This window comes from Streptomyces sp. NPDC026377 (genome assembly GCF_055567715.1).
Window position 1 is genome coordinate 379,254 of the sequence record NZ_JBVHPV010000004.1, and the last position, 21,769, is coordinate 401,022.

At 72.7% G+C, this 21,769-nt stretch carries 15 protein-coding genes; 9 read left to right on the forward strand and 6 right to left on the reverse strand.

Going from position 1 to position 21,769, the window contains the following annotated elements:
- Positions 1–44: 44 nt before the first annotated feature.
- The 3 genes from cobT to ACZ4MU_RS12015 all read left to right on the forward strand — a co-directional run bounded on the left by cobT (position 45) and on the right by ACZ4MU_RS12015 (position 3,708).
- On the forward strand, positions 45–1,118 hold the full coding sequence (gene cobT, locus ACZ4MU_RS12005; RefSeq protein ID WP_467874369.1) for a nicotinate-nucleotide--dimethylbenzimidazole phosphoribosyltransferase: 1,074 nt from the start codon (positions 45–47) through the stop codon (positions 1,116–1,118).
- Between the two features lie 83 nt (positions 1,119–1,201).
- Complete coding sequence (locus ACZ4MU_RS12010; protein WP_467874372.1) at positions 1,202–2,968, forward strand: phosphatidylglycerol lysyltransferase domain-containing protein; 1,767 nt, start codon at positions 1,202–1,204, stop codon at positions 2,966–2,968.
- The gene (locus ACZ4MU_RS12015; protein ID WP_467874374.1) at positions 2,965–3,708 is read left to right on the forward strand and encodes a hypothetical protein; all 744 of its coding nucleotides are present in this window, start codon (positions 2,965–2,967) and stop codon (positions 3,706–3,708) included. The genes ACZ4MU_RS12010 and ACZ4MU_RS12015 overlap by 4 nt, the downstream gene beginning before the upstream one ends.
- Here the strand turns inward: ACZ4MU_RS12015 and ACZ4MU_RS12020 are convergent.
- Positions 3,657–4,409, reverse strand: a complete 753-nt coding sequence (locus ACZ4MU_RS12020) for a hypothetical protein (protein WP_467874377.1) — start codon at positions 4,407–4,409, stop codon at positions 3,657–3,659. The genes ACZ4MU_RS12015 and ACZ4MU_RS12020 overlap by 52 nt on opposite strands.
- A gap of 81 nt (positions 4,410–4,490) precedes the next feature.
- On the opposite strand from ACZ4MU_RS12020, the gene ACZ4MU_RS12025 reads away from it, so the two are divergent.
- A complete protein-coding gene (locus ACZ4MU_RS12025; protein ID WP_467874380.1) occupies positions 4,491–5,273 on the forward strand; it encodes an adenosylcobinamide-GDP ribazoletransferase in 783 nt (260 codons plus the stop codon).
- Between the two features lie 211 nt (positions 5,274–5,484).
- On the opposite strand, the gene ACZ4MU_RS12030 is transcribed toward ACZ4MU_RS12025, so the two are convergent.
- The 5 genes from ACZ4MU_RS12030 to ACZ4MU_RS12050 are packed head-to-tail and all read right to left on the reverse strand — an operon-like array spanning position 5,485 to position 12,193.
- Positions 5,485–6,366, reverse strand: coding sequence for an endo alpha-1,4 polygalactosaminidase (locus ACZ4MU_RS12030; protein ID WP_467874383.1), 882 nt, complete (start codon positions 6,364–6,366; stop codon positions 5,485–5,487).
- On the reverse strand, positions 6,363–7,061 hold the full coding sequence (locus ACZ4MU_RS12035) for a spherulation-specific family 4 protein (protein WP_467874385.1): 699 nt from the start codon (positions 7,059–7,061) through the stop codon (positions 6,363–6,365). The genes ACZ4MU_RS12030 and ACZ4MU_RS12035 overlap by 4 nt, the downstream gene beginning before the upstream one ends.
- 59 nt (positions 7,062–7,120) lie before the next feature.
- A complete protein-coding gene (locus ACZ4MU_RS12040; RefSeq protein WP_467874388.1) occupies positions 7,121–8,584 on the reverse strand; it encodes a hypothetical protein in 1,464 nt (487 codons plus the stop codon).
- A complete protein-coding gene (gene pelF, locus ACZ4MU_RS12045; protein WP_467874390.1) occupies positions 8,581–10,143 on the reverse strand; it encodes a GT4 family glycosyltransferase PelF in 1,563 nt (520 codons plus the stop codon). The genes ACZ4MU_RS12040 and pelF overlap by 4 nt, the downstream gene beginning before the upstream one ends.
- A 37-nt stretch (positions 10,144–10,180) precedes the next feature.
- Entirely contained in the window at positions 10,181–12,193 is a 2,013-nt protein-coding gene (locus tag ACZ4MU_RS12050) for a hypothetical protein (protein WP_467874392.1), read from the reverse strand.
- 317 nt (positions 12,194–12,510) lie between these two features.
- Between ACZ4MU_RS12050 and ACZ4MU_RS12055 the strand changes: the two genes are divergently transcribed.
- From ACZ4MU_RS12055 to aceE, 5 genes are all read left to right on the forward strand, one after another.
- Positions 12,511–14,031: a leucyl aminopeptidase gene (locus ACZ4MU_RS12055; protein WP_467874395.1), complete on the forward strand. Its 1,521-nt coding sequence runs from the start codon at positions 12,511–12,513 to the stop codon at positions 14,029–14,031.
- 296 nt (positions 14,032–14,327) lie between these two features.
- Positions 14,328–15,716: a dihydrolipoyl dehydrogenase gene (lpdA, locus tag ACZ4MU_RS12060; protein ID WP_358836712.1), complete on the forward strand. Its 1,389-nt coding sequence runs from the start codon at positions 14,328–14,330 to the stop codon at positions 15,714–15,716.
- A gap of 54 nt (positions 15,717–15,770) precedes the next feature.
- Entirely contained in the window at positions 15,771–17,606 is a 1,836-nt protein-coding gene (gene sucB / locus ACZ4MU_RS12065) for a 2-oxoglutarate dehydrogenase, E2 component, dihydrolipoamide succinyltransferase (RefSeq protein ID WP_467874398.1), read from the forward strand.
- Positions 17,607–17,716: 110 nt separating this feature from the next.
- Positions 17,717–18,340: a GntR family transcriptional regulator gene (locus ACZ4MU_RS12070; RefSeq protein WP_358836434.1), complete on the forward strand. Its 624-nt coding sequence runs from the start codon at positions 17,717–17,719 to the stop codon at positions 18,338–18,340.
- Between the two features lie 700 nt (positions 18,341–19,040).
- Complete coding sequence (gene aceE / locus ACZ4MU_RS12075) at positions 19,041–21,740, forward strand: pyruvate dehydrogenase (acetyl-transferring), homodimeric type (protein WP_467874401.1); 2,700 nt, start codon at positions 19,041–19,043, stop codon at positions 21,738–21,740.
- Positions 21,741–21,769: the final 29 nt, after the last annotated feature.

Sequence of the window (21,769 nt, forward strand, 5' to 3'; positions counted from 1 at the left end):
CACCACCGGTGGGGCGGACACCCGCTGCCGGTACTGTTCGGCGAATGAGCAGGCTGAATCTCGACGACTTCTCCGATCTGATCGAACGCCCCGACAGCGGTGTGCGGCGTGACGCCGAGGAACGCCGGGAGCGGCTGACCGTGCCGCCCGGCGCGCTCGGCCGGCTCGACGAGCTGGGCGAGTGGCTCTCCGCCGCCCAGGGCGCGGTGCCGGTCAGGCCCATCGAGCACCCCCGCGTGATCCTCTTCGCCGGTGACCACGGCATCGCCGAGCTGGGCGTCTCGGCGCGCCCGGCGGGCTCCGCGCACACCCTGGTGCGGTCCGTGCTGGACGGCAGCGGCCCCGTCTCCGTACTGGCCCGGCGCCTGGGCGCGCCCGTACGGGTCGTGGACGCGGGGCTGGACTGCGACCCCGCGCTGCTGCCCGAGGACGTCGTACGCCACCGGGTGCGGCGCGGCAGCGGGCGGATCGACATCGAGGACGCGCTCACCGTCGAGGAGGCCGAGGCGGCCGTACGCCTCGGGATGCGGATCGCCGACGAGGAGGCCGACTCCGGCACCGACCTGGTGGTGCTCGGTGACCTCAGCGTGGGCGGCACCACCGCCGCGGCCACCCTGATCGCGGCGCTGTGCGGCACCGACGCCTCGGTCGTCACCGGGCGTGGCGGGGCGGTGATCGACGACCTGGCGTGGATGCGCAAGTGCGCCGCGATCCGGGACGCGCTGCGCCGGGCGCGGCCGGTCCTGGGCGACCAGCTGGAGCTTCTGGCGGCCGTCGGCGGGGCCGATCTTGCCGCGGCCACCGGTTTTCTGCTTCAGTGCGCGGTGCGCCGAACGCCGGTCATCCTCGACGGGGTGGTCTCCTCGGCCTGCGCGCTGGTTGCTCAGCGGGCCGCCTTCCGGGCTCCGGACTGGTGGCTGGCCGGTCAGCTGAGCGGGGAGCCGGCCCAGTCCAAGGCCTTGGACCGGATGGCGCTCAACCCCCTGCTCGACCACGGCGTCACTGTGGGCGAAGGAACCGGGGCCCTGCTCGCCCTCCCTCTCGTGCAGGCCGCCGCCGCCCTGGCCGCGGAGCTCACCGAGCGCGCGGAGACCGAGGGGGATCGCGCCGAAGACTGAGCCGCGGCGCGGCCGGGCACCGCCCGGCCGCGTCCGTGACCGCCGTGCGGCGCGATGTCCGATGCCCCATATGATCGCGTTTCATGGGAGAAGTCCGCTTGACCACCGAAGGATTGAACCGGAGTACCGTCCGGTCGCGACGCAGTGCGGCCTTCGCCGTCTGGTACCTGCGCGCCGTGACGTTCATCAACTTCCTGAGCGCCGTATGGGTCTCCCTGGGCCAGGACCTTCGGCGTCACAACACGGACAACTATTTCACGCCGTACCTGCTCGACGCCGGGTTCGCCTCGGGTGTGTTCACGCTGTTCCTCGCCGTCACCATGCGCCGCCGCAAGCGTGCCGCCTGGATCCTCAACATGGTGCTCAGCGGCCTCGTCCTGCTGCTGTTCGCGTTCGTCATGGTCTTCCCGGAGATCCGGCAGTACGCGCAGAACTGGGTCTCCCTGGTCCTGACCGCCGCCTTCGTCCTCGCCCTGCTGCTCGGCCGCCGCGAGTTCTACGCCAAGGGCGACCGCGCCAACCCCCGGCTCGCGGCGGTCGTCGCGGTCGGCGGGCTGCTGCTCACCTCGCTGCTGGCCACGCTCCTGGTCACGGTCACCAACACGTACGAGGGCAGCCGGCACTCGACGTTCCTGGGGCGCTGGCGCTACGGCGTGATGCGGCTCGTCTCGCTCGTCCCCGACGACCACGACATCACCGGGATCGACACCCCGGGCTGGGTCAACGTGGCCATCAACGTGCTCTCCACGCTGCTGCTGATCGCCGTGATCTACGCGGCCTTCCGCAACCGCAAGGCCGTCGACCCGCTCTCCGTGGAGGACGAGGAGCGGCTGCGCGCGCTCCTGGACAAGCAGGGCGAGCGCGACTCGCTCGGCTACTTCGCGCTGCGCCGCGAGAAGAGCGTCATCTGGTCCCCCACCGGCAAGGCCGCCGTCGCCTACCGGGTCGTGGGCGGTGTCTCGCTGGCCTCCGGCGACCCCATCGGCGACCCCGAGGCGTGGCCCGGCGCGATCGAGCCGTGGCTGGCCGAGGCGCGCGAGCACGGCTGGACCCCGGCGGTGATGGGCGCCAGCGAGGAGGGGGGCACCGTCTACGCCCGGCACGGCCTGGACGCCCTGGAGCTCGGTGACGAGGCGCTCGTGGAGACCGCCGACTTCACTCTGGACGGCCGCGCCATGCGGACCGTGAGGCAGGCGTACAACCGGGTGAAGCGTGCCGGGTACGAGGTGAGGATCCGCCGCCACGCGGACATTCCTGCCGATGAGATGAGTGAACTGCTGCGCAAGGCCGACGACTGGCGCGACGGCGCCACCGAGCGCGGCTTCTCCATGGCCCTGGGCCGCCTCGGCGACCCGGCGGACGGCCAGTGCGTGATGCTGGAGTGCACCGACGGCGACGGCGCCCTGCGGGCCGTCCTCAGCTTCGTGCCGTGGGGCCCCAAGGGGCTCTCCCTCGATCTGATGCGCCGCGACCGGGACTCCGAGAACGGCCTGATGGAGTTCATGGTCATCGAGCTCCTCCAGCGCTCCAAGGAGATCGGGATCACCCAGGTCTCGCTGAACTTCGCGATGTTCCGCTCCGTCTTCGAACGCGGCTCGAAGCTCGGCGCCGGCCCGGTGCTGAGGCTGTGGCGCTCGCTGCTCAGCTTCTTCTCCCGCTGGTGGCAGATCGAGTCGCTGTACCGCGCCAACGCCAAGTACCGGCCGATCTGGGAGCCCCGCTTCATGCTCTTCGAGAAGTCCGCCGACCTGCCGCGCATCGGCATCGCCGCCGCGCGCGCCGAGGGCTTCCTGGAGGCGCCCGGGCTGCCCAAGTGGCTGCACCGCAGGCACCTGGAGTCCCAGAGGTGAAGGCTCCCCTCTCCCTGCCGGGCAACGGACCAGTACGTCGGTTCGCCCGGCGGGAGTGGGGCCCCCTCCACCTCGCCGTCCGCTACGCGCTCTCCACCCAGCGCTGGCGGGCGGTCCCCATGACCCTCGGCGCGGTCGCGCTGACATCGTTGTTCCAGGTGGTGCAGAACCAGCCGTGGGGCTTCAGGCCGGTCCAGGTCATCGGCTCGGTGAAGGCCGAGGACGCGCTGGCCGTCTCCCTGCTGCGCACCCCGCTCTCCCTCTTCGTCCCGGCCCTCGACCTGCCGGTGTGGGGCGCGCTCGCCCAGCTGCTGCTGGTCTTCGGGGTCGCCGAGATCTGCGTCGGCCGCCGCCACACCCTGCTCATCGCCTACGCGGCGACCCTGGCCGGGACGATGTACGCGCGCGTGGGCATCGCGCTCGGCCCCGACAGCGTCCTGGGGCTGCCCGCCTCCGACGCCCGGATGGTCGACACCGGCCCCTCGGCGGCGGTGGTGGGGCTGGCGGTGTACGTGTGCTGGCGCTACCGGGCGTACTGGACGGCCGGGGTCGTGGCCGCCTCCATGGCGGGCGAGATGGTGGTCAAGGACAACCTCGCGGGCAAGGAGCACATCGCGGCCATCGTCGCGGTGGGCGTGCTCTGCTGGATCACCTCGGTGCGACAGCGACGCCGCCGCGTCCGCGCCCGTCAGGGCCGGCGCACCGGCAGTCTGTCCGGGGCCCCGCCGATGAAGTCCTGAGCCCGCAGCCGCAGCCGCGTCCAGCGCCGGTCGTGCCGGTAGACCCGCAGGGCCGACCGGGCGCGGGCCCGGGTGCGGCGGCGGTAGAACCGGCGCGCCCACGGGGAGCCAGGCCGGGCCAGGCGGATCGCGGCGACGAGCGCCACGAACGGGACCAGCGTGCCCACGACGGCCAGCCGGAACTTGCCCTTGACCAGCGCGATCAGCACGAACCCGAAGTTGACAGCGAGGGTGAGCAGGAACGACGCCCGGTCGTGGCTCTCCTGCGGGGTCATGTCGTTGACGCCCAGCGGCGAGAACCCGCCGAGGGCGAGCAGCACCAGGGCGGCGGTCAGCACCACCACCTCGACGCTCTTGCGGCCCTGCTCGGTCCAGTAGACGTCGTCCAGGTGCAGGATCAGCGCGAACTCGTCGAGGACCAGGCCCGCGCCGATCCCGAAGACCACCGCGAAGACGCAGGCGCCGATCCCGTGCCGCCCGCTGCCGACCGCCCCGAACCCGCCCACCACGGTGAGGATCACCCCCGGCACCACATGGTGGATGTGCAGACCGCCCGGGCGGATGTTGCGGAACGGGCCGCGCCCGGCCCGGATGAGCCGGGTGATCGTACGGGTGACGACGAAGGTCAGGACGAACGACGCCAGGGCGAGCAGCATCGGGAGCTTGCCCGGCTCGACGAAGTTCCGGTTGAACCAGCTCATCCGCATCCGCTCCACTTGGCCGCAATAGGGGTAATTTACCCCTGTGGGGCGGGGAGCGGCGCCCGGGATACCCTGCGCCCGATGAATCCCATGGACGGCATACGCTTCGCCTTCGGCACGCTCACCGTGCTCCCGGTCCGGGTCACCCGCTGGGACCGCGCGGCGGCCCGCTCCGGCATGCTCTGGGCGCCCCTGGCGGGCCTGGTCGTGGGCGTCTGCGCGGCGGCCGCCGGGGGCCTGCTCCTGCTCCTCGGCTCGGGGCCGCTGCTCGCCGCCGTCGCCACGGCCTCGGTCCCGGCCGCGCTCACCCGGGGCCTGCACCTGGACGGCCTAGCGGATGTGGCGGACGGGCTCGGCAGCGCCAAGCCCGCCGAGGACGCGCTGCGGATCATGAAGCAGTCGGACATCGGGCCGTTCGGGGTGCTCACCCTCGTCCTCGTCCTCCTGGGCCAGGTGGCGGCGCTGGCCGAGCTGTACGCGGCGGGCTGGGCCCGGGGCGCGTCGGCGGCGACGGTCGCGGCCGTCACGGCCCGCCTGGCCCTCACCCTGTCCTGCCGCCCCGGGGTCCCCCCGGCCCGGCCGGACGGTCTGGGGGCGGCGGTGGCGGGGGCGGTGCCGTGGCGGGCGGCGGGCGCGGTGGGGCTGGCGGTGGGGCTGGGCTGCGCCGGTGCCGGGGCGGCGCTGGGGGGTGCCGGGGCGGCTCTGCACCACGCGCTGGCGGTCGGGGCGGGGCTGGTGGTGGCCCAGCTCCTTCTCGCCCACTGCGTGCGGCGCTTCGGCGGGGTTACGGGGGATGTGTTCGGTGCGGTGGCCGAGGTGGGGGCGACGGGGGTGCTGCTCGTGGCGGCACTGGGGACGCACTAGGCCTGCGGCCGTCCCGGGATGCCCGCGCGGTTCCCCCTGACAGGCCCGGTCTTTGTCCGCGGGCCGGCGGGTGGTTGCTCGCGCAGTTCCCCGCGTCCCTTCAGAGGTTGCCCGTAGCCGGAGTACTTGGCTCAGCCAGGGCGCTTTTAGGGGCGCGGGGAACTGCGCGGCCAGCCACAGCGCACCCGCGGACAAACGCCGGGCCCAAGCGCTAGCACCCCACCCTCCACACCCCCAGTTCCAACTCCTTCCGCATGGAGCTGAGCCCCAGCTTCCGCGACCCCGCACAGAACTCCGCGGGCCCCTTCTCGTACTCGACGTGGAAGACCGCCTTCCCGGCACGGGTGAACGTGCCCAGCGCGTCGCACTCGCCGAACTCCGCGCACTGCTCGTTCACCGCGAAGTCGAAGTCCCCCACCAGCTCCGGGATCTGGTCGAGGTCGTTCTTCAGCCCGACCGCGAGACCCCGGTCATGGGCGAGCCGCGCGACGAGCCGGTTGTACGCGAGCTGCTGCGCCGCCGTGAGGGGGAAGCCGGTCTCGTTGTCGTAGCCGTCCATGTTGTCCGGCTCGACCGCGTCGAACCCCTTCTCCCGGCACATGTCGAACCGCCGGGCCATCAACGGTTCCAGCACGTCCGTACGCCGGACGTCGAGCCAGCGCTCGCCCTTCCAGCCGTTGGGCCTGCCCAGTACCGACGCGGGGAACCGGCCGGCGTCCGGGCGGAAGTCCTCCCAGGCGCCGGTGGAGACGTAGCAGATCGCCTTGCGTCCGCGCCGGTGCAGATCGTCGACCTGCGCCTTGGACACGTGGAAGCCGTCGACGTCGTACACCGGCACGTCCACCGACGGATCCAGTTTCCCGGTGAGCTGCCACTGCCAGGCGAGCCCGGGCCGCGGCCGCCAGTGCCCGTCCGTGGACCCGGACGCGGACGGAGTCGGGGTCGGACTCGGGGTCGGGGACCCGGACAGGGACGGCCTCGCGCCGGACTCGTCCGGCCCCGGCCGGTCATCGTCGTCGTCCGAGGAGGACGAGGAGCACCCGGCGACCAGGAGCAGCAGCAGGACCAGCGCGAGCGGGAGGCGGCGTGTCATCGGGCGGGCTCCAGGAGGTGCGGCAGCGTGCCCCAGGGGTGCGGGGCGCCGCCCGGCACCGCGCAGTGCACGGAGGTGGTGGGCCGGGCGCCGGGCGGGGCCGCGTAGACGAGGTGGCAGAAGCGCTCAGGCGGATGGGCCAGGGTCCACGCCGGGGCGCTCGCCCCAGGGTAGGCCGCCCAGGTGCCCTCGTACGTGACGAGCAGGTCCGCGAGTGCGGCGTACCCCGGGTGGGGGTGGGTGCCATGGTTGAGGACCAGCGTGCGGGCCCCGGCGGCGCGGGCGGCGACGGAGAGCCGCCGGTAGTGCGCGAGCAGCGCCGGATCGGTGGCCGCCTGGTCGAGGAAGGCGCCGTCGGCCCCGTACCAGTCGCGGTGGCGCAGCAGGTCGCGTACGACGTCGGCGTGCGGGCGGCGGCCGTAGTCCGTGTCCGCGTAGCCGAGGACGGGGACGCCCGCCGTCCGCAGCCGGGCCGCCGCCTCGGCGAACGCCGCGTCGGGGGCCTGCCCGGCGCCACTGGCCGGGTTGAGCACCACCCCGTACAGCCGGGGCGCCGCCGCGATGAGCCTCTCCCAGGCGTCGGGGCGGTCGGCCGGGTGGTCGTAGAACGGGACGAGGAGGTTCCGCTGCGGGGCGGGAGGGGTGGACGCGGTGCATGCCGCCGATGTGGCGGAGGTTGCCGGTGTGGTGTGCATGATGTGCGTGGGTTCTCTCCCTGTGCGCGCGGCCGCCATGGGCCCCGCTTCGGCGGCGGTCATACGCGGTGGGCCGTCGCCCGGCCCAGCAGCGCCCCCACGAGCACGGCGAGCACCACCGCGGCGAGGCCCGCCACCACCGGCCCGACCGTGCTCGGGCGGCCCGCCCCGGTCACCAGGGACAGCACCTGCGCCCCGGCCGCCGCGCAGCACACGGCCGCGGCGGCGCGGACGGCGCCGTAGGACTGGAGCAGCAGCGCGGTCCACAGGACCACGCCGGTGAGCAGCAGTCCCGTCAGCCGGAGCGCGCCGAGCCCCGGCGCGCCGGGCCACAGCAGCGTGCCGGCGACGGTGAGGGCGAGGAGCACGGCGAGATAGCCGCCCAGGCAGGCGGCGAGGGTCACCGCGGTCGTCCGGCGGAAGCCGCGGGCGGTGGTGCAGGCCCGCAGCCCGGCCTGGCTCTCGCCTCGGAAGCGGTACAGCAGCCACTCGGCGGGCCCCATGCTCAGGGTGAGCGCGACCGCCGAGGGCGCGGCCACGGCGGACCCGGCCCCGTCGGCGAGCACGTCCCCGACGGCCGTATGGAGCACCAGGACCCCGGTGCCCAGGCCGAAGAGCGCGTACGGGACCGCGGCGGCCAGGGACGGGCCCGGCCGGCCGTCGCCCGCCCCGCCGCCGTCCGTACGGCCGCCGCCCGCGCGGGCCAGCGCACGCCGGGCGAAGCCGGTCGCGGCGGCTAGCGAGAGCAGCAGCAGTGCGGTGCGCGGCGCGTCCGGCAGGTCGAGGGCGCCGGCCCACGCGGCGCCCGCCGCCACCGGCGCCAGCGCGTACAGCAGGTCCCGCTCGCGCCCCAGGACGAGCAGCACGGTCGCCGCCGCCAGATACCCGGCCTGTCCGGCGGCGAAGGCGGCCGCGGGCAACTCGCCCGGCCCGCTCACCGCCAGCGCCACCAGCGCGCTCAGCACCGCCCCCACCGGGGCCCCGGTGCGCAGGGCGGCACCCGCGGCGGCCCGGTCGCCCAGCCCCAGCCAGGTGTACGCCCGGTGCGAGAGCCCCTGGTTCCACACCCAGCCGGTGACGGCGGAGGCGAGCAGCGGGACCGTGCCGAAGGGCAGGCCGGAGCCGTCCACGGGACCGGCGAGCAGGGGCGCGCCCAGCACGTACGCGAGGCCGGGCAGGGCGAAGACCAGGCCGCGCAGCAGACAGGCGCCCAGGGAGCCGTGCCAGGGGTCGGCGGCCGGGGCGGCGGCCGACGGGTAGCGGCGCTCCACGCGCGCGTAGAGGTCCTCGGCGAGTTCGAAGGAGTCCTGACGGCCGTAGGCCGTACGGATGTGGGAGTCGGTCATGCCGTCGGACTCCAGGATGGCCGCGACCTCGTCCGGGTGGACGGCGGCGGCGATCAACTCCGCCATCCGGTCGGCCAGTTCGTCGACGGGGTCGGCGGCGGGCGCGTGCGGGCGCTGGCGCGGGATGAAGGGCAGGGTGTGCTGCCCCTCCGCGCCCAGCCAGAGCGAGCCGCTCACCAGACCGATCCGTCCGACGCCAGCTCCCGGTACCAGGGGTCGGTGAGTTCGAGCGTCCAGTCGTCCGCCTCGGCGGGCACCACGACGGGCACCTCGGCGGGGGCGGCGACGGGCCGCGCGTACCGGGGCAGGGGCTCGGGGGCCCCGGCGAGCTCCCGGTAGATCCGGCGGAAGCCGTCCACGGACCGGTGGAGCGTGAACTGCTCGACGACCCGGCCGCGGGCCGACGCGCCCAGTTCCGCGCGCCGTTCGGGGTCGCGCAGCAGGGACAGGGCGGCCTCGGCCATCAGCGCGGGCTCGCGCGGCGGCACCACAAGACCCGCGTCCCCGACGGCCTCGCGCACCCCGCCCACGTCGGTGGAGACCGTGGCGCGCCCGCAGGACATCGCCTCTATCAGCGAGAAGGGAAAGCCCTCGCTGATGCTGGAGAGCATCACCACGCTCCCCGCCGCGTAGGCGCCCGCGACATCGCTGACGCGGCCCTCGTAGGTGATCCCGTCGGTGACGCCGAGTTCGGCGGCGAGCTTCTCCAGCTTGGTGCGGTAGTCCGCGTTGCCCGCCGGGACCGGCCCGAACAGCCGTAGCCGCACCTCCGGCAGCTCCGCCCTGACCATGGCGTACGACCGGATCAGGGTCTCCAGGTCCTTGATGGGGTCGACGCGCCCGCACCAGCTGAGGGTGGGCACCGCCGGGTCGGGGCCGGCGTGCGGGAAGAGGCTGGGGTCGACACCGTTGTAGACCGTCCTGATGCGGTCGGCGGGCGCCCCGCCGCGCTCCTCCCAGCGGCGGTTGTACTGGTTGCACGGGGTGATGAGGTCGGCCTTGCGGTACCCCAGGGAGTTGAGCTCGCGGTAGAAGGCGAGGACCAGCGACTTCACCGGCCAGCTCTGCTCGCCGGTGCGGTAGCCGAGATAGCGCTCGCGCAGATAGATGCCGTGCTCGGTGAGGAGGAAGGGCACGCCGTCGAAGTGCTGGGCGGCGAGCGCGGGCAGCGTGGCGAGGCCGCTGCTGACCGCGTGCGCCACGCAGTCCTCGGGGAGGCGGGCGGTCAGCGGGCGCAGCGCGTGTTCGAGGAGGTCGGTGGCGGTCAGGGCGTCGTGCACGGTGGGCCGTGCGGCGGCTATCTCCAGGTGCGGCATGGTCCAGATCCACATCAGGGACCGCAGCGCGGCCTCCGAGCGCAGCGCCCCCGAGAGCCGCCCGGCCCGGGCCAGCCGCGCCAGGGCGTACAGGCCCTGGGTGAAGTCGCAGCCGGACTCCGGGTCGAGCATCGAGAGCAGGAACCGCTCGTAGACGTCTATGAAGCGGCGCCGCTCCTTGCCCAGGAGGGGCCGGCGCCGCGGCGCCGGCCCCCACAGGGGGAACGCGGTGTGCCGGTACACGTTCGGCGGCAGCTCCCAGGCGACCGGCTCGCGGCCGCTGCCGGTGAGCGCCAGGACGTTGAAGTCGACCTCCGGCATACCGCGGACGAGCTGGTCGCACCAGGTGCTCACACCACCGTGGATGTGCGGATAGGTGCCTTCCGTGAGCATGGTGACATGACGGCCACTGCTCGGCATTGGTGTCCCCCCTGGACAGCGAATGTCGGTCGGCCGGTCAGGCCGGGAGCTTCAGCGTGATGGCTGTCTGGAGCGCTCCGGGTGCGGACCAGGCGGTGCGCTGACCCGCGTAAGGCGAGCCGAACACGGTGGTGCCCAGGAGCTGTTGCTGCTGGGTGCCCTCGGGAGCCGTGACCGGCGCCACCACGCCCGAGGGCGCCTGGACGGTGACGGTGGTGCCGACGCGGTACGCGGTGACCTTGCCGTCCGCGACCGCCTTGGCCCACGCGGCCCGGCGGGCGAGTTCGGTGCCGATGTCGCGCTGGCGCGGGTTGACGACGGGCGCGCTGTCCGCGAACAGGGCGCGGTAGTCGCCGAGCACCTTGTCGAGGACCGGGTAGAGCAGGCGCTCCTCGGCGAGGTTGGACTGGTGGGCGTAGTGCGGGCGCGGGTCGTTGCCGAGCACGTGCCGCAGCGCGGTGGCGGCTTCCTGGGGAACGATGTGGGAGGTGTACCCGGTCGCGGTGTCCAGGGGCGCGGGCAGGCAGGTGGAGGTCGGGTTGTTCTCACAGACCCCGCTGCCGCCGTCCGCCCGGGAGGTGTAGACCCAGTTGTACTCGTCGGCCATCTCGGCGGCCGTGCCCACGTTGTAGTACACGTTCATCGGGTGGCGCGGCACCGTGAGGGCGGTGCCGACCGGGCGCTGCTGCGGCTCGCGCGAGTTGTCGCTGCCGGCCCACTTGACCCCGGCGTCGGCGAACCCAGCGGCCAGGTTGGGGTTGTCCTGGGGCTGCTGCGGCAGGGTCTTCAGGCCGGAGTGCTCGCCGGTGACCAGTTCGGTGCGGTCGACGGGCAGGCCCTTGCGCACGCCCCACTGGTAGTTGTCGGTGATCTGTCCGGCGATGTCGGCGCGGCTGACCCACTTGGTGCTGCCGTCCGCGTTCTTCGCGCAGGTCCAGGGCACCGTGGTGGTGTCCTGGACGCAGCCGAGGAAGGCGTGCGTGTAGGTGTGGTTCTCCCAGCGGAAGGCGGCCTTGTCGGCGAGGAGCTGGGCGGTGAGCGCGTCGGTGCCGCCGTTCTCGGCCTTCCACTCCTCGCCGGAACCCGCGTTGTACAGCAGGTCGAGGGTGAAGCCGCTGGACCGCTCCCACTGGACGGCGTACTGCGCGTCGGCCGCCGTCATCCGGATGTCGCTCGTGCCGCCGCCCCCGCCGGGGCAGTCGAAGTCGCCCGGCGTGCAGTCGCGCGCGGTGTCCCAGCGGGCGTCCGGCGCGAAGACGTCGTCGACGTGCACGGCGAAGTAGTTGCGGTTCTGCCCGAGGTGGACGCCCTGGGTCAGCCACTCGACCATGCCGCGGGCCAGGACCTGGAACTGCTGCTGGTACTGGTTGTAGGCGAAGGTGACGACGAGTTCGCTGCGCCCGTCGTGGGTGTAGGTCCCGACCAGGGAACCGCCGGTGGGCGCGGTCAGATAGCTGGTGTAGCCCTCCCGGGGGTGGCCCGCGTAGCCGTAACTCTCCGGCACCTGGGCCGAGTTGTCCTCGAAGGGTACCGTTCCGTCCAGGTAGGCGAAGGGGCCCTTCAGCCCGTCCGGGGTGAGCTGGGTCCTGGCGCCGTCGAGCACCCCGGCCCAGCCGCCGTTCTGGTCGGTGTAGTCGAGGCCGACCCCGGGGTGGGCCCAGGTGGATGCGTCGATCTGGCGGATGCCGAAGGTCTTCTCGTACGCCGCGAGCGCGGTCTGCTCGGGGGAGTCGGCCGAGCCGAAGGGGATCTCGTTGGGCGCGATCACGCCCTGGAACTTCGCCCGGGGGCGCCCGTTCACCGTGTCGGCGAGGAAGGCCGCGTCGACCGTCTGCCGTCCGGTGTCGCCCAGGCGCACCGTCCGGTACGGCAGTCCGATGCTCCTGAGCCGGTCGGTGAGCGCGTCCACCGCGCCGCCGCCGTCGTCCAGGACGAGCACCTGGAGGTCGATGCGCGGGGCCGTGGTCGCGGCGTCGGCGCCGGCCGCGGGTATGCCCGCCGCCAGGAGCCCGGCGGTGAGCAGTGCCACCGCGGTTCTGCCCGTTCTCATCCGGTTCGCCTTCTTCAACGTTCCCCCCTCATGGGGGCCCTTCCCTATGCGCGCGCACACGGCAGGACCTGTGGAAATGGTGCAAAGGAGCCCTGTGCGCCCTTGCCCGGACGGGCCGAGTGTGACCGAGCGATCACAGTCTGACGGGCAAACATGGAACAGACACCACGGATGAGTGAATTGCCGCCGCCGTGAGCGAAGCGGATCCGCGCGCGTACGCTCGTATCCGCGCCCAACTCGGCCGAATTACGATGCGCCGGGGCACAGCCGACCCATCCCTCGGCTCGGAAACTCAACGGAAGAGAGACTTCACCACCGTGACTGCTCTGACTCTCAGCACTGCCGGTGCCGCGACGCTGCGCGCCGACGCCGTGGTCGTCGGCATCACCAAGGGCACCGGGCCCAAGGGGGGTCTGGTCGTCGCGCCGGGCGCCGAGGCCGTGGACAAGGCGTTCGGCGGCAAGCTCGCCGGCGTCCTGGAGACCCTGGGCGCCTCCGGCGCCGAAGGCGAGGCGACCAAGCTGCCCTCGCCCTCCGGTCTGAAGGCGCCCGTCGTGCTGGCCGTCGGACTCGGCGCGGCCCCCGGCGAGGACGAGACGTTCGCCGCCGAGGCGCTGCGCTCGGCCGCCGGTGTCGCGGCCCGTGCCCTGGCCGGCACCAAGAAGGCCGCGTTCGCGCTGCCCGTGGAGGCGGCCGAGGACGTGGCGGCCATCGCGGAGGGCGCGCTGCTCGGCTCGTACGCCTTCACCGCGTACCAGGACGGCGGCAAGAACGGCAAGGCGCCGCTGGCCGAAATCGCACTGACCGGCACCAAGCCGCGTGACAAGGCTCACAAGGCGGCCGCCGAGCGCGCGATCGCGCTGGCCGAGGAGATCAACCGCGCCCGCGACCTGGTGAACACCCCGCCGAACGACCTCTACCCCGAGTCCTTCGCCGCCGTCGCCACCGCGGCGGGCAAGGAGCACGGCGTCAAGGTCCAGGTGCTCGACGAGAAGGCGCTCACCAAGGGCGGTTACGGCGGCATCCTCGGCGTCGGCGCCGGCTCCGCCAACGCCCCGCGCCTGGTGCGCATCGGCTACACCCACCCCAAGGCGGAGAAGTCCCTGGCCTTCGTCGGCAAGGGCATCACCTACGACTCGGGCGGCATCTCGCTGAAGCCGGCCGGCCACAACGAGACGATGAAGTGCGACATGGCCGGCGCCGCCGCCGTCTTCGCCGCCGTCGTCACCGCCGCCCGTCTGGGCCTGAAGGTGAACGTCACCGGCTGGCTGGCGCTCGCCGAGAACATGCCGTCGGGCACCGCCACCCGCCCGGGCGACGTGCTGCGGATGTACAGCGGCAAGACCGTCGAGGTCCTCAACACCGACGCCGAGGGCCGGCTCGTGCTCGCCGACGCCCTGGCCAAGGCCTCCGAGGAGAACCCGGACGCGATCGTCGACGTGGCGACGCTGACCGGCGCCATGATGATGGCGCTCGGCAGCCGCACCTTCGGTGTGATGGCCAACGACGACGCCTTCCGCACCGCCGTCCACGAGACGGCCGAGGAGGCCGGCGAGCAGTCCTGGCCGATGCCGCTCCCCGCCGAGCTGCGCAAGGGCATGGACTCCCCGACCGCCGACATCGCCAACATGGGCGAGCGGATGGGCGGCGGCCTGGTGGCCGGTCTGTTCCTGAAGGAGTTCGTGGGCGAGGGCATCACCTGGGCCCACCTGGACATCGCGGGCCCGGCCTACAACGAGGGCGCCCCCTTCGGCTACACCCCCAAGGGCGGCACCGGCTCCGCGGTCCGCACCCTGGTCCGGCTGGCCGAGCGCACCGCCGACGGCGAGCTGGGCTGACCCGTGTGACACCGATGGCCTCGGGCATGTGCCCGAGGCCATTCGTGTTCACCCCCAGCACCCGGCCCCGTTCCGCTGTGGACGAAATCCGGGGGTACGTACCCGGTGATCGCCCGCCAGAAGGGCGATCGGCCGTCTCAGACCCCGGCCCCGCGTCCCGCCTTCCGTCAACAAGTGCGAAGATGGGTTCTCGGCAGGACAGGGCCCCCACCACAGGGCCGAAGAAAAGCGGCCGAACACCAGCCGCCGCCGGTCATCGACGACCGCGCCCGGCGCACATGCATGGAGGACGTGACGTGGCGAACGACGCCAGCACCGTTTTCGACCTAGTGATCCTCGGCGGTGGCAGTGGCGGGTACGCCGCGGCCCTGCGCGGAGCGCAGCTGGGCCTGGACGTCGCACTGATCGAGAAGAACAAGCTCGGCGGCACCTGCCTGCACAACGGCTGCATCCCCACCAAGGCCCTGCTGCACGCCGGCGAGATCGCCGACCAGGCCCGCGAGGCCGAGCAGTTCGGTGTCAAGGCCACCTTCGAGGGCATCGACATCGCGGCCGTCCACAAGTACAAGGACGACGTGATCTCGGGCCTCTACAAGGGCCTCCAGGGCCTGGTCGCCTCCCGCAAGGTGACGTACATCGAGGGCGAGGGCCGGCTGTCGTCGCCCACCTCGGTCGACGTGGGCGGGCAGCGCGTCCAGGGCCGCCACGTCCTCCTGGCGACCGGCTCCGTGCCGAAGTCGCTGCCGGGCCTGGAGATCGACGGCAACCGGATCATCTCCTCGGACCACGCGCTCACCCTGGACCGGGTCCCGCAGTCCGCGATCATCCTGGGCGGCGGCGTCATCGGCGTCGAGTTCGCCTCGGCGTGGAAGTCCTTCGGCACCGACGTCACGGTCGTCGAGGGCCTCAAGCACCTGGTTCCGGCCGAGGACGAGAACTCCTCGAAGCTCCTTGAGCGCGCCTTCCGCAAGCGCGGCATCAAGTTCAACCTGGGCACCTTCTTCCAGAAGGCCGAGTACACCCAGAACGGCGTCAAGGTCACGCTGGCCGACGGCAAGGAGTTCGAGGCCGAGGTCCTCCTCGTCGCCATCGGCCGCGGCCCGGTCTCCCAGGGCCTCGGTTACGAGGAGCAGGGCGTCGCGATGGACCGCGGCTACGTCCTGGTCGACGAGTACATGCGCACCAACGTGCCGACCATCTCGGCCGTCGGCGACCTCGTCCCGACCCTCCAGCTCGCGCACGTCGGCTTCGCCGAGGGCATCCTGGTGGCGGAGCGTCTGGCCGGTCTCAAGACCGTGCCGATCGACTACGACGGTGTGCCGCGCGTGACGTACTGCCACCCCGAGGTCGCCTCCGTCGGCATCTCCGAGGCCAAGGCCAAGGAGATCTACGGTGCGGACAAGGTCGTCGCTCTGAAGTACAACCTCGCGGGCAACGGCAAGAGCAAGATCCTCAAGACCGCGGGCGAGATCAAGCTCGTCCAGGTCAAGGACGGTGCCGTGGTCGGCGTCCACATGGTCGGTGACCGTATGGGCGAGCAGGTCGGCGAGGCCCAGCTGATCTACAACTGGGAGGCTCTGCCGGCCGAGGTCGCGCAGCTCATCCACGCGCACCCGACGCAGAACGAGGCTCTCGGCGAGGCCCACCTGGCGCTGGCCGGCAAGCCGCTGCACTCCCACGACTGACTGCCCTCGGGCGCGACGACCACTTCCGCACATCTGTAAGGAGAAACTGAAACCATGTCGGTTTCCGTAACCCTTCCGGCGCTCGGCGAGAGCGTCACCGAGGGCACCGTCACCCGCTGGCTGAAGGCCGAGGGCGAGCGCGTCGAGGCCGACGAGCCGTTGCTCGAGGTCTCGACCGACAAGGTCGACACCGAGATCCCGGCCCCCGCCTCCGGCATCCTGGCCTCCATCAAGGTGGCCGAGGACGAGACCGTCGAGGTCGGCGCCGAGCTGGCGATCATCGACGACGGCTCCGGCGCCCCGGCCGCCGAGGCCGCCCCCGCGCAGGAGGCTCCGGCGCAGGAGGCCCCCGCCCAGGAGGCCCCCGCGCCGCAGGCCGCGCCGTCCACCGAGACGCAGACCCCCGCCCCGGCCCCGACGGCCGAGGCCGCGTCCGGCGGTGGCTCCGCCGAGGGCACCGACGTCGTCCTCCCCGCGCTCGGCGAGAGCGTGACCGAGGGCACCGTCACCCGCTGGCTGAAGCAGGTCGGCGAGGAGGTGGCCGAGGACGAGCCGCTCCTGGAGGTCTCCACCGACAAGGTCGACACCGAGATCCCCGCCCCGGTCGCCGGTGTGCTGCTGGAGATCGTGGTCGGCGAGGACGAGACCGCCGAGGTCGGCGCCAAGCTGGCCGTCATCGGCGCCGCGGGCTCCGCGCCCGCCGCCGCCCCGGCCCAGGCGGCTCCGGCGCAGGCCGCCCCGGCTCCGGCCGCGGCTCCCGCTCCGGCGCAGGCCGCCCCGGCCCAGCAGGCCCCGGCTCCCGCGCAGCCCGCCCCGGCCGCGCAGGCCCCGGTGCCGGACCCGGCTCCGCAGACGCCGGCCGCCGCCCCGCAGGCCCCGGCCCCGCAGCCCGCCGCGGCGCCCGCCGCCCCGGCGCAGCAGGCCCCGGCCGCCGCTCCGGCGCCGGCCGCCACCTCCGGTGACGACGGCGCGTACGTCACGCCGCTGGTGCGCAAGCTCGCCTCCGAGTCCGGTGTGGACCTGGGCGCGGTCAAGGGCACCGGTGTCGGTGGCCGTATCCGCAAGCAGGACGTCATCGCTGCGGCCGAGGCCGCCAAGGCCGCCGCCCCGGCGCCGGCCGCCGCCGCCGCGCCCGCCGCGAAGGCCGCCCCCTCCCTGGAGGCGTCCCCGCTGCGCGGCCAGACGGTCAAGATGACCCGGATGCGCAAGGTCATCGGCGACAACATGATGAAGGCCCTGCACTCGCAGGCGCAGCTCACCACGGTCGTCGAGGTGGACATCACCAAGCTGATGAAGCTGCGCGCGGCCGCGAAGGACTCCTTCGCCGCCCGTGAGGGCGTCAAGCTGTCCCCGATGCCGTTCTTCGTGAAGGCGGCGGCCCAGGCGCTGAAGGCCCACCCGGTCGTCAACGCCCGGATCAACGAGGACGAGGGCACCATCACGTACTTCGACTCGGAGAACATCGGCATCGCCGTGGACTCCGAGAAGGGTCTGATGACCCCGGTCATCAAGGGTGCGGGCAACCTCAACCTGGCCGGCATCTCCAAGGCCACGGCCGAGCTGGCCGGCAAGGTCCGCGCCAACAAGATCACCCCGGACGAGCTGTCCGGCGCGACCTTCACGATCAGCAACACCGGCTCGCGCGGTGCGCTGTTCGACACGGTCATCGTGCCGCCGAACCAGGTCGCCATCCTGGGCATCGGTGCCACGGTCAAGCGCCCGGCGGTCATCGAGACCGCCGAGGGCACGGTCATCGGCGTCCGCGACATGACCTACCTGTCGCTCTCCTACGACCACCGTCTGGTCGACGGCGCCGACGCGGCCCGCTACCTGACGGCCGTCAAGGCGATCCTGGAGGCCGGCGAGTTCGAGGTCGAGCTCGGCCTGTAGGACACGCGGCCGTACGGTCTGTGACGAAGGCGCCCCCGCCCGGAGTGATTCCAGGTGGGGGCGCCGCCGTATTGTCTAGAGGTCACCGCTCGCGCGTGAAGGAGCTCTTCATGACCCCGCCCGTCGTCCACTCGCTGCGCGAGCAGATCCGCGAGCACATCGTGGAGGGGATCGTCAGCGGCCGCTGGAAGCCGGGTGAGCGGATCGTGGAGCGCCGCATCGCGGTCGAGCTCCAGGTCAGCCAGACGCCGGTCCGCGAGGCCCTGCGGGAGCTGGAGTCCCTGCGGCTGATCGAGTCGGCGCCCAACAAGGGCGTACGGGTACGGAACCTGACGGCGGCCGACCTGGAGGAGAGCTACCCCGTACGGGCGGGTCTGGAGCAGATCGCCGCGGAGCTGGCGGCGGACCGCCTCGCCGCGGACTGCTCGGCCCTGGAGCCGCATGTGGCGGCGCTGTACGAGGCGGACGCGGCGGCGGACGGGACGGCGCAGGTGCGGCACACGGTGGGGTTCCATCGCGAGCTGGTGCGGGCGGCGCACAACGGGGTGCTCCTCCACACGTGGGAGGGTCTCGGGATCGAGGTCTTCACGGCTCTGTCCATCCGGTGGTTGGGGACGGTGCAGAAGTCGTACGCGGAGGAGCATCAGGAGCTGGTCGAGGCGTTCCGGCGCCACGATCCGCGGATCGGCACCCTGGTCAAGTCCCACGTCCTGGGCTGCGCGCCCCGGGCATAGCCCGCACCCTGGGGGCCATGACTCGGCCCGCACCCCGGGGTGCTTGAGCGCAGACCACTCTTGCGTGGCTCCGCCCCCGTGCCCCTTATTGGGTCGGCTGTCATCCGCGGACCGTGGATGGCTGGTCGCGCAGTTCCCCGCGCCCCCGGGGGTCCCGGTCGCCGGGATACCAAGGCTCGCCCCACACCCCTCCGGGGGCCCCGGTAAACAGCCCTCGGCCACAGCCCCCTCAAGGGGCGCGGGGAACTGCGCGAGCAACCCAACACGACCCGCAGACAAACCCCCGGCCAGACAGGGGCGCGCGGAACTGCGCAACCAGCCACTTACGGTCCGCAGACAAACTCAACACCCTCAGGGGCGCGGGGAACTGCGCGATCAGCCCCACCCACCCGCAGACGAACCCAAGGGGGCCCGGGGCGCAGCCCCGGTTCGGTGCGGGGAGAGGGGGGCGTACCCCGCTCAAAATCCGGCGCCCCCGCTCATCCGAACCCCACCCCACCTGCGAAAACAAGGCACCCCGTGCCCCCATCCACGGCACCCTGTGCCGACTTTCCCCCGAACAAGAAGTTTTTCGCTCAACGCTTTGATCGATCATCGATCGTCGGCTTACAGTCAACGGCGGACTTACCCGGTCCACCGGCCCTGTCCTGCCAGACACGGCACTCTTCTCCACCCCCCTCCTGTCCGGAAGGCGGCGATCATGATCGACCCCACGCGCAAGTCTCCGAGCGAGCTCGACCAGCTCCCGGACCGTGACACCGAGGAGACCGCCGAGTGGGCGGCCTCCCTCGACGCCGTCGCCAAGGCCGCGGGCCCCCACCGGGCCGCGTATCTGATGCGCCGCACGCTCCAGCACGCCGAGGGCGCGGGGCTGGCCCTGCCCAAGCTGCTGGAGACGGACTACGTCAACACCATCCCCACCTCCGCCGAGCCCGCCGTCGACGGCGACGAGGAGATGGAGCGCCGGATCACGGCCTGGAACCGGTGGAATGCCGCCGCGATGGTCACCCGCGGCGCCAAGCACGGCGTCGGCGGCCACATCGCCACCTTCGCCTCAGCCGCCTGGCTCTACGAGACCGGCTTCAACCACTTCTTCCGGGGCAAGGAGGCCGACGGGTCCGGCGACCAGCTCTTCATCCAGGGCCACGCCTCCCCCGGCATCTACGCCCGCGCCTTCCTCGACGGCCGGCTGAACGAGAGCCACCTCGACAACTTCCGGCAGGAGTCCGCGGGCAACGGCCTGCCCTCCTACCCGCACCCCCGCCGCCTCCCCTGGCTGTGGGAATTCCCGACCGTGTCGATGGGTCTGGGGCCGCTCTCCGCCATCTACCAGGCGCGCTTCAACCGCTACCTCACCAACCGCAACATCAAGGACGTCTCCGGCTCCCACGTCTGGGCCTTCCTCGGTGACGGCGAGATGGACGAGCCCGAGTCGACCGCCGCACTCGCGCTCGCCGCGCGTGAGGGCCTCGACAACCTCACCTTCGTCATCAACTGCAACCTCCAGCGCCTCGACGGCCCCGTCCGCGCCAACTTCAAGATCGTGCAGGAGCTGGAGGCCCAGTTCCGCGGCGCCGGGTGGAACGTCGTGAAGTCGCTGTGGGGTGGCGCCTGGGACGAGCTGTTCGCGCTCGACACCACCGGCGCCCTCGTCCGCCGGCTGCGCGAGGTCCCGGACGCGCAGGTGCAGACGTACCAGACGCGTGACGCGGCCTACATCCGCGAGGACTTCTTCGGCAAGGACCCGGCGCTCGTCGAGATGGCGAAGCTGATCGGCGACGACAAGATCCTGGAGTGCTTCCACCTCTCCCGCGGCGGCCACGAGCCCCGCAAGGTGTACGCCGCCTACAAGGCCGCGCTGGAGTTCAAGGGCGCGCCGACCGTCATCCTGGCGCAGACCGTCAAGGGCTTCACCCTCGGTGAGGGCTTCGCGTCCAAGAACGCGAACCACCAGATGAAGAAGCTCTCCAACGACGAGTTCAAGAACATGCGGGATCTGCTCGAACTTCCCATCTCGGACGCGCAGTTCACCGACGGCGTCGTTCCCTACGGGCACCCCGGCGCCGACTCCCCCGAGGTCCGCTACCTCCAGGAGCGGCGCGCCGCCCTCGGCGGCCCGGCCCCGGCCCGCCGCACCCACGCGCTCGCCCCGCTGCCCGCCCCGGCCGACAAGGCGTTCGCCGCCTTCGACAAGGGCTCCGGCAGCCAGTCCATGGCCACCACCATGGCCTTCGTACGGCTGATCAAGGACCTCATCCGCGACAAGGAGACCGGCAGGCGCTGGGTCCCGATCGTCCCCGACGAGGCCCGCACCTTCGGTATGGAGTCGCTCTTCCCCTCGCTCGGCATCTACTCGCCGAAGGGCCAGACGTACGAGCCGGTCGACCGCGACCAGCTGATGTACTACCGCGAGGCGAAGGACGGCCAGATCCTCAACGAGGGGATCACCGAGGCCGGTTCGATGGCCGACTTCATCGCCGCCTCCACCGCGTACGCCACGCACGGCGAGGCGATGATCCCGTTCTACATCTTCTACTCGATGTTCGGCTGGCAGCGCACCGCCGACCAGATGTGGCAGCTCGGCGACCAGCTGGGCCGCGGCTTCCTGGTGGGCGCCACCGCCGGCCGCACCACGCTGACCGGTGAGGGCCTCCAGCACGCCGACGGCCACTCGCCGGTGATCGCCGCGACCAACCCGGCGGCGCTGACCTACGACCCGGCGTTCGCGTACGAGATCGGCACCATCGTCAAGGACGGTCTGCGCCGGATGTACGGCGAGGCGGCCCCGGGCGAGGACCAGAACGTCTTTTACTACCTCACGGTCTACAACGAGCCCATGCCGCAGCCCGCCAAGCCGGCCGGGGTCGACGAGGGCATCGTCAAGGGCCTCTACCGGTTCAACACGGCCGAGTCGGCGGGCCTGGACGTGGCGGCCGTCAACCCGCCGCGCATCCAGCTGCTCGGCTCCGGCACCGCGATCCACTGGACCCTCAAGGCCCAGAAGCTGCTCGCCGAGGAGTGGGGCGTGGCCGCCGACGTGTGGTCCGCGACCTCCTGGACCGAGCTGCGCCGCGACGCCCTGGAGGCGGACGCCGCGCTGCTGCGCGGCGAGGAGCGGATTCCGTATGTACGCCGGGCCCTGGCCGGCGCCGAGGGCCCGGTCCTCGCGGTCAGCGACTACATGCGTCAGGTCCCGGACCAGATCGCGCAGTGGGTCGAGCAGGACTGGTCCTCGCTCGGCGCCGACGGGTTCGGCCTCTCCGACACCCGTGACGCGGCCCGCCGCCACTTCGGCGTGGACGCCGAGTCGATCGTGGTCGCGGCCCTGGCCCAGCTGGCCCGGCGCGGCGAGGTCAAGGCCTCGGCCGTGAAGGAGGCCCGCGAGCGGTACGGCCTGTAGGGCCGGGCTCGCGGTGTACGGCCCCCGGG

Coding starts and splice junctions, on each gene's coding strand:
- cobT (WP_467874369.1), top strand. CDS start 45: ATGAGCAGGCTGAATCTCGACGACTTCTCCGATCTGATCGAACGCCCC.
- ACZ4MU_RS12010 (WP_467874372.1), top strand. CDS start 1,202: ATGGGAGAAGTCCGCTTGACCACCGAAGGATTGAACCGGAGTACCGTC.
- ACZ4MU_RS12020 (WP_467874377.1), bottom strand. CDS start 4,409: ATGAGCTGGTTCAACCGGAACTTCGTCGAGCCGGGCAAGCTCCCGATG.
- ACZ4MU_RS12025 (WP_467874380.1), top strand. CDS start 4,491: ATGAATCCCATGGACGGCATACGCTTCGCCTTCGGCACGCTCACCGTG.
- ACZ4MU_RS12030 (WP_467874383.1), bottom strand. CDS start 6,366: ATGACACGCCGCCTCCCGCTCGCGCTGGTCCTGCTGCTGCTCCTGGTC.
- ACZ4MU_RS12035 (WP_467874385.1), bottom strand. CDS start 7,061: ATGCACACCACACCGGCAACCTCCGCCACATCGGCGGCATGCACCGCG.
- pelF (WP_467874390.1), bottom strand. CDS start 10,143: ATGCCGAGCAGTGGCCGTCATGTCACCATGCTCACGGAAGGCACCTAT.
- ACZ4MU_RS12050 (WP_467874392.1), bottom strand. CDS start 12,193: ATGAGAACGGGCAGAACCGCGGTGGCACTGCTCACCGCCGGGCTCCTG.
- sucB (WP_467874398.1), top strand. CDS start 15,771: ATGTCGGTTTCCGTAACCCTTCCGGCGCTCGGCGAGAGCGTCACCGAG.
- ACZ4MU_RS12070 (WP_358836434.1), top strand. CDS start 17,717: ATGACCCCGCCCGTCGTCCACTCGCTGCGCGAGCAGATCCGCGAGCAC.
- aceE (WP_467874401.1), top strand. CDS start 19,041: ATGATCGACCCCACGCGCAAGTCTCCGAGCGAGCTCGACCAGCTCCCG.